Consider the following 13876-nt stretch of genomic DNA (forward strand, 5'->3'; position numbering starts at 1 on the left):
GTGTCGCTATCCGCCGGAGTGCATGATCTCTGCGCCTTCTGGCACAGTGTCATCTTCTGGATCGTCCAGCCAACCCTCGGGCAGCACCACTTTGGAAGGTGAGCCCTTGCGCCCGCGGGCGCCATCGGCGTCGTCTGCCAAGGCATCGGAATCTGCCCAAGGATCAAGCACGCGGCGTAGATCGTCGAGGGTGTTGATGCCCGAAAGCTGTGCTCGCACCTCGCCGCCTACGGGGAATCCGCGCAGATACCAGCCCATGTGCTTACGCATATCGCGGCAGCCCTTTTGTTCTCCTTCGTGTTCTACCAGGAGTTCTGCGTGGCGGTAGATAATGCGGGTGACTTCGCCCAGGGTGGGTTCGTTGGGGATGGGTTCTCCGCGAAGCGCTGCGGAAAGTTCTGCAAACAGCCAGGGGCGCCCCAGGCATCCGCGGCCAACTACCACGCCATCGCAGCCGGTTTCTTCCATCATGGCTTGGGCGTCGGTGGCTTTGAAAATATCGCCATTGCCTAATACTGGAATCCCGGTGTGGGCGAGGTGCTCTTTTAGTCGGGCGATTTCTTGCCAATCGGCTTCGCCTGAGTAGCGCTGCGCGGCAGTGCGTGCGTGCAGGGCCACGGCGGCCGCGCCTTCTTCTACGGCGATGCGTCCGGCATCCAGGTGGGTGTGGTGTTCTGCATCGATGCCTACGCGGAACTTCACTGTGACCGGCACGTTGCTGCCTTCGCAGGCTTTCACGGCTGCTGCGACGATATTGCCAAACAGCCGGCGTTTATATGGCAGCGCTGATCCACCGCCGCGCCGGGTTACTTTGGGCACGGGGCAGCCGAAGTTCATATCGATGTGATCCGCCATATCTTCGTCCACGATCGTTTTCGCGGCCTTGTAGGTGTATTCGGGATCGGTGGTATAAAGCTGCATGCTCCTCGGTTGTTCGTCGGGAGCGAAGGTGGTCATGTGCAGGGTTTTCTCATTGCGTTCTGCGAGTGCGCGTGCGGTGATCATTTCGCACACATACAGCCCTGATACCGTGCCTGTTTTCTCGCGTTCTTGTTCGCGGCACAGGCTACGAAAAGCTACGTTGGTTACCCCCGCCATGGGTGCGAGTACCACGGGGGAGTTCAGGCTAAGAGGTCCAATATGCAGCGTCACCTTGACCATTGAACTCAAAGCTGCCGGTGGACTCAAACTGCACCGATCTGGGGGTGAGGACGATAACACAATCGGACACGCGGGGCGCAGATATGCGTTATTGTGGGCTTCGTAACTATCTGTGGTGTTGTGGCGCCTGCTTCACAAGCGGGTGTGCGCACATCACGGTGAGCAAATCTTGCTCAGTGGGGTCGCATTGCACACCGTTGAGCACGTTGAGGAGGAACTGAATGTCCCGCATTGGAAATGCACAGCTCAAGTCGAAGGTCATGACCGCTGAAGAGGCGGCTGAGCTGATCAATCACGGCGACAAGATCGGTATTTCGGGCTTCACCGGCGCCGGCTACCCCAAGGCGCTGCCCACCGCTATCGCTAACCGCGCAAAGGAAGCACACGAGCGCGGCGATGATTTCATGATCGACCTGTTCACTGGCGCTTCCACCGCCCCGGATTGCGATGGTGTGCTTGCAGAGGCAGACGCTATCCGCTTCCGTACCCCTTATCAGTCGGACCCGATCCTGCGCTCCAAGATCAACGACGGCACCACCTTGTACATGGACTACCACCTCTCGGAGTCCGGCCTGTACGTGGAGCAGGGCTTCTTTGGCAAGATGAACTTCGCCATCGTTGAGGCCGTGCGCATTACCGAAGACGGCCACATCGTGCCTTCTTCCTCCATCGGTAACAACGTCGAGTACCTGGACAACGCCGAGAAGATCATCATCGAGGTCAACTCCTGGCAGTCCGAGGAGCTCGAGGGCATGGCGGATATTTACCGCATTAACCATCTGCCCAACCGTCAGCCCATCCCGATCACCGCTCCTGAGCAGCGCATCGGTTCTACCTACATCGACATCGACCTGGACAAGGTTGTTGCCGTGGTTGAGACGGACGCTCCTGACCGCAACGCTCCTTTCAAGCCGGTTGATGAGACTTCCAAGAAGATCGCTGGCCACTTCCTCGACTTCCTTGAGGGCGAAGTTGCCGCCGGTCGCCTCACCTACGACGGCTACATCATGCAGTCCGGTGTGGGTAACGTGCCCAACGCCGTGATGGCTGGCCTGCTCGACTCCAAGTTCGAGAACATCAAGGCCTACACCGAGGTGATCCAGGACGGCATGGTCGACCTGATCGACGCCGGCAAGATGACCGTTGCTTCTGCTACCTCCTTCTCACTCTCGCCCGAGTACGCCGAGAAGATGAACAACGAGGCTTCCCGCTACGCCAAGCAGATCATCCTGCGCCCGCAGCAGATCTCCAACCACCCCGAGGTTGTGCGTCGCCTGGGCCTGATCTGCACCAACGGCCTGATCGAGGCCGATATCTACGGCAACGTGAACTCCACCAACGTGATCGGTTCGCGCATGATGAACGGCGTGGGCGGTTCTGCCGACTTCACCCGTAACGGCCTGATCTCCTCCTTCATCACTCCTTCCGATGCTAAGGGCGGCGACATCTCCGCAATCGTGCCGATGGTTTCCCACGTCGACCACACCGAGCAGGACGTCAAGGTCATCATCACCGAGTACGGTTACGCCGACCTGCGTGGCCTGGCACCGCGCCAGAAGGTGGAGAAGATGATCGCTCTGGCTCACCCGGATTACCGTCCGCTGCTCGAGGAGTACTACGAGCGCGCTCTGAAGATCGCCGAGGAGAAGAAGATCATGCAGACGCCTCACGACCTGGCAAATGCGCTTTCCTTCCACCAGCGCTTCCAGGAGACCGGCTCCATGAAGCTCTCCTAAGCTAGCTTCCTAGCTTTTCGACGAAAGCCCCACGTCACTGTTTTCACACAGTTCGTGGGGCATTCTCGTGTCCATTTTGAACCTCCCAAAAGCAGTGTTGTACACTCCCATAGGTGGCCATGAAAATGGTCAGTGGGCCTTTAGCTCAGTTGGTAGAGCTACGGACTTTTAATCCGCAGGTCCCGGGTTCGAGCCCCGGAGGGCCCACAAAATTGAAACCCCCGCTAGCCTGGTGTTGTTCCTGGTTGGCGGGGGTTTTCGTGTATGCAGCATGCGTGATATTTCAGCCTGTTTTTAGTCTCGTATGTCGTGGAAATGTCGTGGGATTGCGTATGTATGGACCGACGACCTTGGCCATGATCGCCGAGACCCTGGGTTGATTGTGCGCGGCGAAATCAGCGACCAGACCACGCATGCGCAACTGATCAAGCTCAGACACGCGCACTTTCTGGCCAAGGCGGCAAATCAATGGTCATGCGCTTAGCGCCAGGCACAGCACCAATCTGCACGAATTGTATTGAGCTGCATTACACAAGCCCTTTCTCTTCTCGAATAATGCAATACGTCATCACTTGCTCATCAGCGTCTTCGCCCACGCCTCAGCCGCGGCCTTCGAACCAGGCGCATCTACCAACCAGACGGCGCTAACTAGAGCCGCCACAACCTGACGGCTTGATCGACTCAACCTGCACGCAGGAGATCAGATATACGGGTGCTCAACCGGAACTGGTTCGCCAGTTTCACCATCATCAATCGCATCCAGGGCAGCTTGCTCAGCCTCAGATGCTTGTCGTAATTGGCGAATCTCCTCACGCGTTTTGACTACATTCCCGTCACTATCGAGAATCTCGTAGACAGTGGGCATATAGCGGGGAGCGCTACTACCACTGATTACCGAGCCATCTTCGAATACAACTATGACATAACTATCAGCAAGCTGGCCAGGGTTGGAAACACCCTTCTTAAAGAACTGGTACCTTCCCTCTCCATGCGCAATGTATTCCACGTCTAGCTCGAATCGACCAGCCGTTTTACGGGCTATTTCCACAGCCTGTTCGAATGTCAACGCCACTGCTCTAACTCACCTCCTACCACGTCAAGGATCCCTCTATGGGATCACTGTCAGAGATCTTCACCATGGCTACGGTGCCCGGTTTCGCATCCTCCAAGTACCTCTTTGGGGTCTGACCAACATCGCTATTCTGAGGGTCGTGGATCACGATCCGGTTTCCCTTCTTCTCCCAAACGACAATATGCGATGTGCGTTCATCGGACTTAGAATCAGGAATCGGCGGGAGGCCTCCGTCTTTCCGTATTTCGTTGGCCGTTTTCCATGTATTAGTGAGAAATGCTCAATCCCCGGGCTTGCTGTTTGTGTTGAAATGTTTGATTAGGTCATTGTCAGATTTCTCCGTATTCCCCCGTATCTCTACGAACTTCGGCGGTCTGCCGGTCTCTCTGTTGCGCCAACCAACGTCCAGAGCATGCTGGACGTTCCACTTACCGCTACCAACAGGGGCCTTGAAAGTCCCCGGCCCAGCAGTCACGTCATAGCCGCGACGTCGTAACTCAGAAGCGCTCACACAACGAACACAGTTCACCTTCCACGGCTCATGTCCATACCCTCCGGCAGCTTCGCCGGCCGAACATCAAAATTCGGATTCGCTCGAAGATACGCATCCAATCCCTCGGCAGACTCAAGCCGTGGAGTCGATGCCAAATTCTTCTATCGTCTAGTTTGCTCGCCAGCAGAATACTTGCCAATCGGCAGTTCGCTCTTCTTGCCACGCGCCTGCTCCGCGCGAGTCTCCAGAGCTTTCTTAAAATCCTCATGCGAGCGACTATCAGAGTCAGCCCAAAGCTTCTCCAAATCTTTATTAATCCGGGGAAGATTAGAGCCATCGCGCTTCACCTCAATCGCCAAACACCGGCACTTGTCGTGAAACGCCTTCCCAATACCCTGCTTCCGATTCTTACCGGACCCATTAACACCGACACTCAGCGCATGGCCACGCGACGCATACACCGCACCGCGCGAAGCCAGCATTAAACAAAACGAGCACGCCTCAGCCTTGGGCACACGCGTAAAAGGCCGTCCCGTCCCGCTCAGCCGTGCTAATCACCGTCTGGTGCGCTGGGTGCGACACTAACCGCACCAACACACCCTCCAACTTGCGAAGCGCCAGCGAATCATTGAACATCCCCCCCCTGGGGAAGTGGTTTTGATCAGGCGGTGAAGCGGTGCGTGAAGGACGGGTGGATTTGTACGTGGGTGGCGTTGCATGGTTTACGGCATACTGGGGCGTTTTCGCGTGTCGTGTGATTGTCGTGGGTTTTGGGAAACCTGACGTGTTTGCGCTGGTGACCGGTGTTTAGTTTTAGGGTTCAAATCCCTGTGCCTCCGCATCATAAGACCCCGCTAGCCTGGTGTTGTTCCTGGTTGGCGGGGGTTTTGCTTGCTTTAACGAGTAACTTCTTTGGCCTTGCTCGGTGGATACCGGACCTTCCACAGCACTTTTCACCCCCGGTCGGACAAAAAGTGTTTTTGGTGCAGAAAAGTGTGTTTGACTGGCTGAGTCCCTCAAACCCCACTATTTTTCGTTTGCAAGGAGAATCCGCAGTGACTGAACCCCAACACCCCGAGGTGCCACAGCAACCTCCGGCTCCACAGGGCAACCAGTACCCTCAAGCACCAGAGCAGCAGTATGCAACGCAGGCTCCGAAGAAAGAAGAGTCGAAAAACGTCGTTGGCATCGTAGCGCTTGTCTGCGCAGTAGTCGGCTTTATTTTTGCCTGCATCCCCGGTGCCCTCATCATCGGCTGGGTGCTGCTGCCGATCGCTTTCATCCTTGGCATCGTGGGGCTGTTTACTAGCAAGAAGCGCCGCACAGCAGTCATCGCTATTGCTGTTTCTGTTGTCGGCTTCGTTGTCGGTGTGCTCGTCTTCGTTTTTGTTGCTGCACAAGCATTTGATGATGCCTTCAATGCCGAATCCAACGTGTCTTCCGGCGATGGAAGCAAATTGGAAAAGGGTGCAGGTAGCTCGCGTGAGAATCCGCTTCCTCTTGGTTCTTCCATCGAATCCGAGGACTGGAAGGTCACTATCAACTCCGTTGATCTCAATGCAGATGATGCGGTGCTAGCCGCCAATACATTCAACGACCCAGCCCCCGAGGGTCAGAAGTACATCTTGGTCAACTACACCGTGGAATACACCGGAGATAAGGCCGAAGGCGAAGTACCTAGTCCGTTGGTTTCCTACGTCACCATCGACGGAAACACTCTCAGCGCTTTGGATAACTTCGCCGTGGCACCCGATCAGATCGACACCGTAGACAAGCTCTACGAAGGCGGCAGCGTAACCGGCAACCAAGCACTTACCGCGCCAGTAGACAGTGCCCAAGAAGGCGTGCTTGCCGTAAACGCGGATCTTGGAAGCGCTACAAAGTTCGTTTCGGTGCAATAAAACCGTGCATAGCCTGGCGTTTTGTGTTCTGGAATAGTTCAAGTATAGTTCTGCACAGTCACAAAGCGCCGAGCGCTTGTGTACTTGCTCCCATCGTCTAGGGGCCTAGGACACCGCCCTTTCACGGCGGCGACACGGGTTCGAATCCCGTTGGGAGTACAGCCATCATCCCCACAGTTTTATTCTGTGGGGACGTGTGGCCTGTGTGGCCCTGTGGCGCAGTTGGTTAGCGCGCCGCCCTGTCACGGCGGAGGTCGCGGGTTCAAGTCCCGTCAGGGTCGCCAAAAATTTAAGAAGCAGCATCCTCAATGAGGATGCTGCTTTTTTCGTTGCGTGGGCGTCGAAAAGCTTAGGAGCGAAGCTCCTCCAAAGCCTCCGGCGACTCAGGCAGGATCTGGCCACCATCAACGATGATTCCCTGACCCGTGATGTAGCCGGCGAGGGGAGAAGCCAGGAAGGCGACAGCACCGCCAATGTCCTCAGCGGTACCCAGCTCGCCCATAGGCACGCTGCGAGCCATCTGAGCCACATAATCCTCACCCATGGCCTCAAGGCCCGGAGTGAGCACATTGCCCGGCAAGACCGCATTCACGCGAATGCCCTTCGGTGCAAGCTCGATGGCAGCAGAACGCACAAAGCCCATCTGTGCAGCCTTCGTCGCGCCATAATGCGCCCAGCGAGGATAGCCGGTGACATTGCCAGTGATCGAGGACGTCATCACAAACGAACCGTGCTCAGACTCCTCCAAGTGCGCAGTGGCGGCACGGACAACGTGCAGCATGCCCTTGACATTGATGTCGAAGATGAAGTCGAAGTCCTCATCACTCATCTCCTCAATGCTTGACTGCGGGTAGATGCCAGCATTGTTGGCCACAAGATCGAGACCACCCAACTCCTTAGCTACCTGATCAACCACCGTGCGGCACTGATCCAGATCGCGCACATCCAAAATGAGGGCCTTGAAACCCTCCTTCTCAGCAGCGTCGCACTCTTCCTGATTGATGCCGGTGACGACAACCTCAGCGCCCTGATCGCGCAACACCTTGGCAATACCGGCGCCGATGCCGATAGTGCCGCCGACTACTAAAGCCTTGTGCTGTTCAACATGATTCCTCCTAGCATTGCTTGGCGGTCAAGCTTGATACCAGGCTAGTGGAATATAGTTTGACGTGCAGATTTGTGCGATATTCTCTTGTCTGTGTAAAGTAACGGATCGTTGCAGATTGCGCAGTAAAAACTGTCGTATGCAGCAGAGTAAGGCCCTGTGGCGCAGTTGGTTAGCGCGCCGCCCTGTCACGGCGGAGGTCGCGGGTTCAAGTCCCGTCAGGGTCGCTCGGTTACTTCGGTAGCCAGTGGCGCGGTAGCTCAGTTGGTAGAGCGTCCGCCTGAAAAGTGGAAGGTCACCAGTTCGATCCTGGTCCGTGCCACAACCACAAACCCCAACTGCTTGAAGGTAGTTGGGGTTTTTTTATTCTTAATTTTCACATCCTTGAAGTCCAAGTGCCGGAGTTGGTGCATACTAGACCTCAACATAAACGACAGTGAAAATAGCAAGGGAGCGTGTTATGAGCGATCAGCCCACTGAAGTACGCCACGAGTCCGTCCAGAGCCGTTTTGCCATCTTCTATGGCGATAACCTCGCAGGCTTTGCAGAGTACGTCGAAAATGACGGCGTGCGCGATTTCAACCACACCGTGGTGTTGGAGGATTACCGCGGCCGTGGCTTGTCTAAGCCGCTGATTCGTGAGGCGCTCGACGCCACCCGCGAAGAAGGGCTCAAGGTAAAGCCAACCTGTTCTGCAGTGGCGAAGTTTATTGAGAAAAACCCCGATTACGCTGATCTTCAGGCTTAAACGATCCCGCAGGCGGCATGTGGCCGCCGCGCACCACACAGCACAACAGCCGCCCCTTGGGGCGGCTGTTGGTTTTTTCCTCGTTCCTGATTGCTAGATGTAGTAGTCAGGGTCTACGAGCTTGATGCATTCACCATCCTTGCGTGGGCGTGCCTTGGCAGGAATGCCCACGGCGATGTGCTTGGCGGGAACGTCCTTGGTTACCACCGCATTTGCGCCGATGGCAGAGCCTTCACCGATGGTGATGGGGCCGAGCACTTTCGCGCCGGCACCAATTGTTACGCCATCTTCGATGGTGGGGTGGCGTTTGGTTTGGGTGAGCACCTGCCCTCCCAAGGTGACGCCGTGATAGAGCATCACGCCTTCACCGATCTCTGCGGTTTCGCCAATAACGATGCCCATGCCGTGGTCGATGAAGAAGCGCCGGCCAATGGTGGCACCGGGGTGGATTTCAATGCCGGTGAGAAAGCGCGTGAACTGCGCCAGGATTCGTGCCGGGCCTTTGAGATCGCGTTGCCACAGCCAGTGGGCGACGCGGTGGGCCCAAATGGCGTGGAGGCCTGAATAAACGATGGCGTTTTCAACGTCCCCACGTGCTGCTGGGTCGTGCTCGCGGGCGTTGCGCAGATCCTCACGGATCGTTCGCAGGATGTGCTTCATGTTTGTTAAACCTATCAGTCAGCGCAACAGTGCCAAGAAGAAAACCCCCGAGGCAGTGTTGAGGTTTAGGCACTGCCGTCGAGGGCTGCTGCTAAAGGTGGCGACTTAGTCGCGGATGTCCTCGAACAGCACGGTGGATACGTAGCGCTCGCCGTAATCGCATACGACGGTCACGATGGTCTTATCCTTGTTTTCTTCGCGGGCGGCCAGCTCAAGAGCTGCCTTGACGTTGGCGCCGGTGGAAATGCCGCCGAGGATGCCCTCTTCTGCGGCGAGCTTACGAGAAGTGGCGATGGCGTCTTCGTTGGAAACGGTGAGCACATCGTCGTAAATCTTCTGGTTGAGCACCTCGGGGATGAAGTTGGCGCCAAGGCCCTGGATCTTGTGCGGGCCTGCCTTGCCGGTGGTCAGCAGGGCGGAAGCCTCCGGCTCTACGGCGTAGATCTGTACGTCGTCTTTGCGCTCGCGCAGTACCTCACCCACACCGGTGACGGTGCCGCCGGTGCCAACACCTGCAACGAAGATGTCGATGTCGCCGTCGGTATCGCGCCAGATTTCCTCTGCGGTGGTCTTGCGGTGCACCTCTGGGTTGGCTGCATTGGCAAATTGGCGGGCAAGAATTGCGTTCTCGCGCTCTGCCACAATCTCATTGGCCTTATCTACAGCGCCCTGCATGCCGGCAGCACCTGGGGTGAGCACGATTTCTGCACCGTAGGCGCGCAGCATGACGCGGCGCTCCAGGGACATGGTCTCTGGCATGGTCAGCACCACGTTGTAACCACGGGCTGCGCCAACCAGAGCCAGGGCAATACCGGTGTTGCCGGAGGTGGCTTCCACAATGGTGCCGCCGGGGGCGAGCTCGCCGGAGGCCTCGGCGGCGTCGATAATGGCCTTACCAATACGGTCCTTCACGGAGTTGGCTGGGTTGAAAGACTCGATCTTGACCAGCACGTTGCCGGGCAGGTCTTTGCTCAGGCGGTTAAGGCGCACCAGGGGGGTGTTGCCGATGGTTTCCAGAATGTCGTTGTAGATCTGTGCCACGTGAATTCTCCTCGTGTCGTTGTTTGACTTGCTCCGAGCATAGTGCCTTCCAACCCAAAAAGCTAGACAGAGCCGTCTTTTAGGCTATACCGAGCGGTCTACTGGCTCGTTTCCTTAAAACTTTCAAGATTGAAGCCCGCAAGCTAGGTGAGGCTTGTCACATTAAATGTGCAATAACGGAAGGAAAATGGCTCTTATTGAACATCGTTATAGACCCAGATGTACCGAGCGGGCATATAGGGCGATGTTCGATACGTTTCCAATAATCGGCCTGAATAAGGCGGGGGAGGTGGCGGCGAGGCCTCCTACACTTTCCTAAACGGAGGGTATGCAACCGGTTTTTCCTGCGAAAACCGCGATTCTTGGCGGGCGAACAGGGCTTAAAGGCATTCATTGCAAAAAGTGCAGGGGTAATTTTGCATAGAAACGGGTGCCCCTGCCATACCCCCAAGCGCGAGCCAAAGCGGAAATTTATTCTGAATAATCGGACACAGGCCTGTGCTTTGATTACCCCCATTCCATGGTTATACTTTGCACAGTTAAACCGAACACCTTGGCAGCGAGCCCTCATGGTCGCGGTCGTGACCAGCGCTCCAAGGCAGTTGACAGGAGGACGCACGGTGGAAACGCAGCGCACCCGTGATGACGAAGACGCCATCCGTTCAGCACTTTCTTCGCTTAAAAACGCCACGGGCATTCCAGTAACGATGTACGCCACGGTGATCGGGGAGCATCGCCTCCAGATCAGCCAATGGATCGGGCTTCGCACCCCAGCGCTGCAGAACCTCGTCATTGAAAACGGCGTTGGCGTCGGTGGCCGAGTGCTCAAGATCCGCCGCCCCGTTGGCGTGAGTGATTACACCAGAGCCAACGTGATCTCCCACGAGATGGATTCGATCATCCAAGATGAGGGGCTGCACTCCATCGTCGCAGTGCCCGTGATTGTGCAGCGTGAGGTGCGGGGCATCTTGTACGTCGGCGTGCATTCCCCGGTGCGCTTGGGCGACAAAGTGATTGAAGAAGTAGCGATGACGGCCCGCGTGCTCGAACAAGATCTCGCTATCAATGCCGCTGCCCGCAGGCCGGAGGGAATGCGTAGTGGCGCCATGAAGCCCAACCGGGCAATGAACGGCGCGGAATGGGAGCAGGTTCGCTCCACGCACTCCAAGCTGCGCATGCTGGCCAATCGCATCACCCAAGAAGACCTGCGCCAAGAGCTCGAAGAGCTCTGCGATCAGATGGTTGCGCCCGTGCAGGTAAAACAAACCACCAAGCTTTCTGCTCGAGAACTCGATGTGCTTTCCTGCGTAGCCCTTGGGCACACCAATGTGGAAGCCGCAGAAGAAATGGGCATCGGCGCAGAAACCGTGAAGAGCTATCTGCGCAGCGTGATGCGCAAACTCGGTGCACATACTCGTTACGAGGCGGTCAACGCCGCCCGCCGTATCGGCGCGTTGCCCTAAAGCATCGGCTTTGGCCCAGGTCATCTACGAACCAGGGTTCAGTGCCACACCTATGAAACAACCCTCGCGGGTCAATGCAGACCCCGCGAGGGTTGTTGTGTTCAGGCGCTATTAGCGCTGCCCGCCGGGAACCCACTTCACGTCCTGTGAATCATTTGCCACGCGGCAAAGGATAAAGAGCAGGTCGGAGAGTCGGTTGAGGTACTTCGCGGGTAAAGCGCTGGTGGTCTCCGGGAAAGCGTCGACGGCTTCCCAGGCTTTTCTTTCGCTGCGGCGAGCAATGGTGCGGGCGCTATGCAGCAGTGCTGCGCCCTTGGTGCCACCGGGGAGGATGAAGGAGTCGAGCTTGGCTAGATCCTCATTGAAGCGATCGCAGTCGGCTTCCAGACGATCAATATATTCCTGCTGGATGCGCAGTGGCGGGTACTTCGGGTTTTCTTCGATCGGGGTAGCAAGGTCCGCGCCTGCGTCGAAAAGCTCATTTTGCACACGCTGCAAGGTGCTCACCACCTCGGAGTCGAGCTCGCCAAAGGCGATGGCAACACCAATGGAGGCATTAAGTTCATCACAATCGGCGTAGGCGGCAAGGCGTGGATCGGATTTGGAAACGCGCTCGAAATTGGCCAAAGCCGTGGTGCCATCGTCGCCGGTGCGGGTATAGATCTTGGTTAGGTGAACAGCCATAACCTTTAACCTACGCGGTTTCTTTGGCAGGTTCAGTAGGGTTAGGGGCGTGAACGACAGATTTCTTGTAACTGGTGGTGCTCGCCTTCAAGGCTCCGTGCGTGTGGCTGGCGCGAAAAATAGTGTGTTAAAGCTCATGTCGGCTGCGCTTTTGGCTGAGGGCACCACCACATTGAGTAATTGTCCGGAAATTCTTGATGTGCCCTATATGAAGCGGGTGCTCGAGGGCCTCGGGTGCTTTGTCACCATCAATGGCTCCGATGTTTCGATTACCACGCCTGCAGAAATTGCTAGCGACGCAGACTTCGATGCGGTGCGCCAATTCCGCGCCTCGGTGTGCGTGCTTGGTCCGCTTACGGCGCGTTGTGGCCGCGCGAAGGTGGCGCTGCCCGGCGGTGATGCCATCGGTTCGAGGCCGCTAGATATGCACCAATCCGGTTTGGAAAAACTGGGCGCTACCACCCATATCCAGCACGGATGCGTCGTTGCTGAGGCCAAGGAGCTTCGCGGTGCCAATATTCGCCTCGATTTCCCTTCGGTGGGTGCTACCGAGAACATCCTGACTGCCGCTGTGTTGGCAGAGGGTACGACGGTGCTGGATAACGCCGCGCGCGAACCGGAGATCCTCGATCTTTGCATCATGCTCAAGGAGATGGGCGCAGATATTACTGGTGAGGGATCCTCCACCATCACCATTCGCGGTGTGGAGAAGCTGCATCCGGCTGACCACGCGGTGATCGGCGACCGCATTGTCGCAGGTACCTGGGCTTATGCCGCAGCGATGACTCAAGGTGACATCACCGTAGGTGGCATCGCGCCGAAGTATCTGCACCTGCCGCTTGAAAAGCTCAAGGTGGCCGGAGCCGAGGTAGAGACCTATGAGCACGGCTTTAGGGTTCGGATGAATCATCGCCCTCAGGCTGTGGATTTCCAGACCTTGCCCTATCCCGGGTTCCCGACTGATTTGCAACCCATGGCCATTGGCATTGCCACCATCGCAGAAGGCAGTTCGGTGATCACCGAGAACATCTTCGAAGCGCGTTTCCGTTTCGTAGACGAGCTTTTGCGTCTTGGTGCCGATGCCACCGTCGATGGCCACTATGTGGTGATCCGCGGAGTGGAGCAGTTGTCTTCTACTCCGGTGTGGAGCTCCGATATTCGCGCCGGCGCGGGTTTGGTGCTTGCCGGTTTGTGCGCCGATGGCGTGACCGAGGTTCACGATGTGTTCCATATCGACCGTGGCTACCCGAACTTCGTAGAACAGCTGCGTTCCCTTGGCGCCACGATTGAGCGAGTGAGCGATGCTCGCTAGTTTTTAGCTTTTCGACGTTCAAACCCGCTGTTTACCTGCGGGTTTGTGTGTTTGTTGGGGTGTGTGTAGTTTTATCGGGGTCGCTGCGACACGGTTGATGTCGCGGAGATGGGAAACACGTGGTGTGGATGATTGTTCATGCTGTGTTGACGCGGTGTTTGTTGCTGTGTTAGGTTGTGTTTCCGTTGCACTCACTGTGGTGGGTGTGCGTGTTGTTTGAGAACTCAATAGTGTGCCAATACTTTTTATATGTTTTGTGCTGTTGATGATGATGGTCGTGTTGGTGGTGCCGGTTGTGGTGCTGTTGTCACGGTTATTGTGATTGGTAGTACTTAGGGTGATTGGTGTGTGTGGTTGTTTGTCCTCGTCAAGGATGGCCATGCGTGTGCACTGATTGCCCTGTTTTGTTTTTGATGATTTTTTTGTCATCGTTTGGTTTGGTTGCCACTGTTTTGGTGGTGGCTTTGCTAGGTTTTGGGCTTTTCACGAGCCTTTGTGGA

General features: G+C 56.6%; 12 protein-coding genes, 5 tRNA genes and 1 pseudogene. 10 read left to right on the top strand and 8 right to left on the bottom strand.

What is annotated here, in order from left to right; translation table 11 throughout:
- Window positions 1-6: 6 nt before the first annotated feature.
- Complete coding sequence (gene dusB, locus CPPEL_RS02075) at window positions 7-1161, bottom strand: tRNA dihydrouridine synthase DusB (RefSeq protein WP_123959592.1); 1155 nt, start codon at window positions 1159-1161, stop codon at window positions 7-9.
- A gap of 221 nt (window positions 1162-1382) precedes the next feature.
- Between dusB and scpC the strand changes: the two genes are divergently transcribed.
- Together scpC and CPPEL_RS02085 are read left to right on the top strand one after the other, a co-directional pair.
- The gene (gene scpC, locus CPPEL_RS02080) at window positions 1383-2897 is read left to right on the top strand and encodes a succinyl-CoA:acetate CoA-transferase ScpC (RefSeq protein ID WP_123959593.1); all 1515 of its coding nucleotides are present in this window, start codon (window positions 1383-1385) and stop codon (window positions 2895-2897) included.
- 134 nt (window positions 2898-3031) lie between these two features.
- Window positions 3032-3104, top strand: a tRNA-Lys gene (locus CPPEL_RS02085).
- A 493-nt stretch (window positions 3105-3597) separates the two neighbouring features.
- Here the strand turns inward: CPPEL_RS02085 and CPPEL_RS02090 are convergent.
- A complete protein-coding gene (locus tag CPPEL_RS02090; RefSeq protein ID WP_123959594.1) occupies window positions 3598-3969 on the bottom strand; it encodes a hypothetical protein in 372 nt (123 codons plus the stop codon).
- A gap of 654 nt (window positions 3970-4623) precedes the next feature.
- The gene (locus tag CPPEL_RS11440) at window positions 4624-4944 is read right to left on the bottom strand and encodes a VG15 protein (RefSeq protein ID WP_487249545.1); all 321 of its coding nucleotides are present in this window, start codon (window positions 4942-4944) and stop codon (window positions 4624-4626) included.
- A gap of 573 nt (window positions 4945-5517) precedes the next feature.
- On the opposite strand from CPPEL_RS11440, the gene CPPEL_RS02095 reads away from it, so the two are divergent.
- From CPPEL_RS02095 to CPPEL_RS02105, 3 genes are all read left to right on the top strand, one after another.
- Window positions 5518-6363, top strand: a complete 846-nt coding sequence (locus CPPEL_RS02095; protein ID WP_206608937.1) for a hypothetical protein — start codon at window positions 5518-5520, stop codon at window positions 6361-6363.
- A gap of 86 nt (window positions 6364-6449) precedes the next feature.
- A tRNA-Glu gene (locus CPPEL_RS02100) sits at window positions 6450-6522 on the top strand.
- A gap of 48 nt (window positions 6523-6570) precedes the next feature.
- A tRNA-Asp gene (locus tag CPPEL_RS02105) sits at window positions 6571-6647 on the top strand.
- 65 nt (window positions 6648-6712) lie between these two features.
- Here CPPEL_RS02105 and fabG read toward each other — a convergent pair.
- Window positions 6713-7468 (bottom strand): annotated as a pseudogene (gene fabG / locus CPPEL_RS02110) (3-oxoacyl-ACP reductase FabG); the annotation flags it as partial.
- A 153-nt stretch (window positions 7469-7621) separates the two neighbouring features.
- On the opposite strand from fabG, the gene CPPEL_RS02115 reads away from it, so the two are divergent.
- The 3 genes from CPPEL_RS02115 to CPPEL_RS02125 all read left to right on the top strand — a co-directional run bounded on the left by CPPEL_RS02115 (window position 7622) and on the right by CPPEL_RS02125 (window position 8216).
- Window positions 7622-7695 (top strand) — tRNA-Asp (locus CPPEL_RS02115).
- A 22-nt stretch (window positions 7696-7717) separates the two neighbouring features.
- Window positions 7718-7790, top strand: a tRNA-Phe gene (locus CPPEL_RS02120).
- Between the two features lie 138 nt (window positions 7791-7928).
- Entirely contained in the window at window positions 7929-8216 is a 288-nt protein-coding gene (locus tag CPPEL_RS02125; RefSeq protein WP_123959596.1) for a GNAT family N-acetyltransferase, read from the top strand.
- 93 nt (window positions 8217-8309) lie between these two features.
- Here the strand turns inward: CPPEL_RS02125 and epsC are convergent, their stop codons facing one another.
- The gene (gene epsC, locus CPPEL_RS02130) at window positions 8310-8876 is read right to left on the bottom strand and encodes a serine O-acetyltransferase EpsC (protein ID WP_123959597.1); all 567 of its coding nucleotides are present in this window, start codon (window positions 8874-8876) and stop codon (window positions 8310-8312) included.
- A 105-nt stretch (window positions 8877-8981) separates the two neighbouring features.
- The gene (gene cysK / locus CPPEL_RS02135) at window positions 8982-9917 is read right to left on the bottom strand and encodes a cysteine synthase A (protein ID WP_123959598.1); all 936 of its coding nucleotides are present in this window, start codon (window positions 9915-9917) and stop codon (window positions 8982-8984) included.
- A gap of 620 nt (window positions 9918-10537) precedes the next feature.
- On the opposite strand from cysK, the gene ramA reads away from it, so the two are divergent.
- Window positions 10538-11380 (top strand): acetate metabolism transcriptional regulator RamA, encoded by an 843-nt coding sequence (gene ramA, locus CPPEL_RS02140; protein ID WP_123959599.1) that lies wholly within the window; start codon window positions 10538-10540, stop codon window positions 11378-11380.
- Between the two features lie 111 nt (window positions 11381-11491).
- On the opposite strand, the gene CPPEL_RS02145 is transcribed toward ramA, so the two are convergent.
- The gene (locus tag CPPEL_RS02145; protein WP_123959600.1) at window positions 11492-12064 is read right to left on the bottom strand and encodes a cob(I)yrinic acid a,c-diamide adenosyltransferase; all 573 of its coding nucleotides are present in this window, start codon (window positions 12062-12064) and stop codon (window positions 11492-11494) included.
- A gap of 49 nt (window positions 12065-12113) precedes the next feature.
- Here CPPEL_RS02145 and murA point away from each other — a divergent pair, with 49 nt between their 5' ends.
- A complete protein-coding gene (gene murA, locus CPPEL_RS02150) occupies window positions 12114-13376 on the top strand; it encodes a UDP-N-acetylglucosamine 1-carboxyvinyltransferase (protein WP_123959601.1) in 1263 nt (420 codons plus the stop codon).
- Window positions 13377-13394: 18 nt separating this feature from the next.
- On the opposite strand, the gene CPPEL_RS11200 is transcribed toward murA, so the two are convergent.
- Window positions 13395-13805 carry a hypothetical protein gene (locus tag CPPEL_RS11200; RefSeq protein ID WP_206608938.1) on the bottom strand — a complete coding sequence of 137 codons (411 nt, stop codon included), beginning with the start codon at window positions 13803-13805 and terminating at the stop codon, window positions 13395-13397.
- Between the last annotated feature and the right edge of the window lie 71 nt (window positions 13806-13876).

The sequence above is a fragment of the Corynebacterium pseudopelargi genome (assembly GCF_003814005.1).
In the GTDB taxonomy this organism is placed as follows: domain Bacteria; phylum Actinomycetota; class Actinomycetes; order Mycobacteriales; family Mycobacteriaceae; genus Corynebacterium; species Corynebacterium pseudopelargi.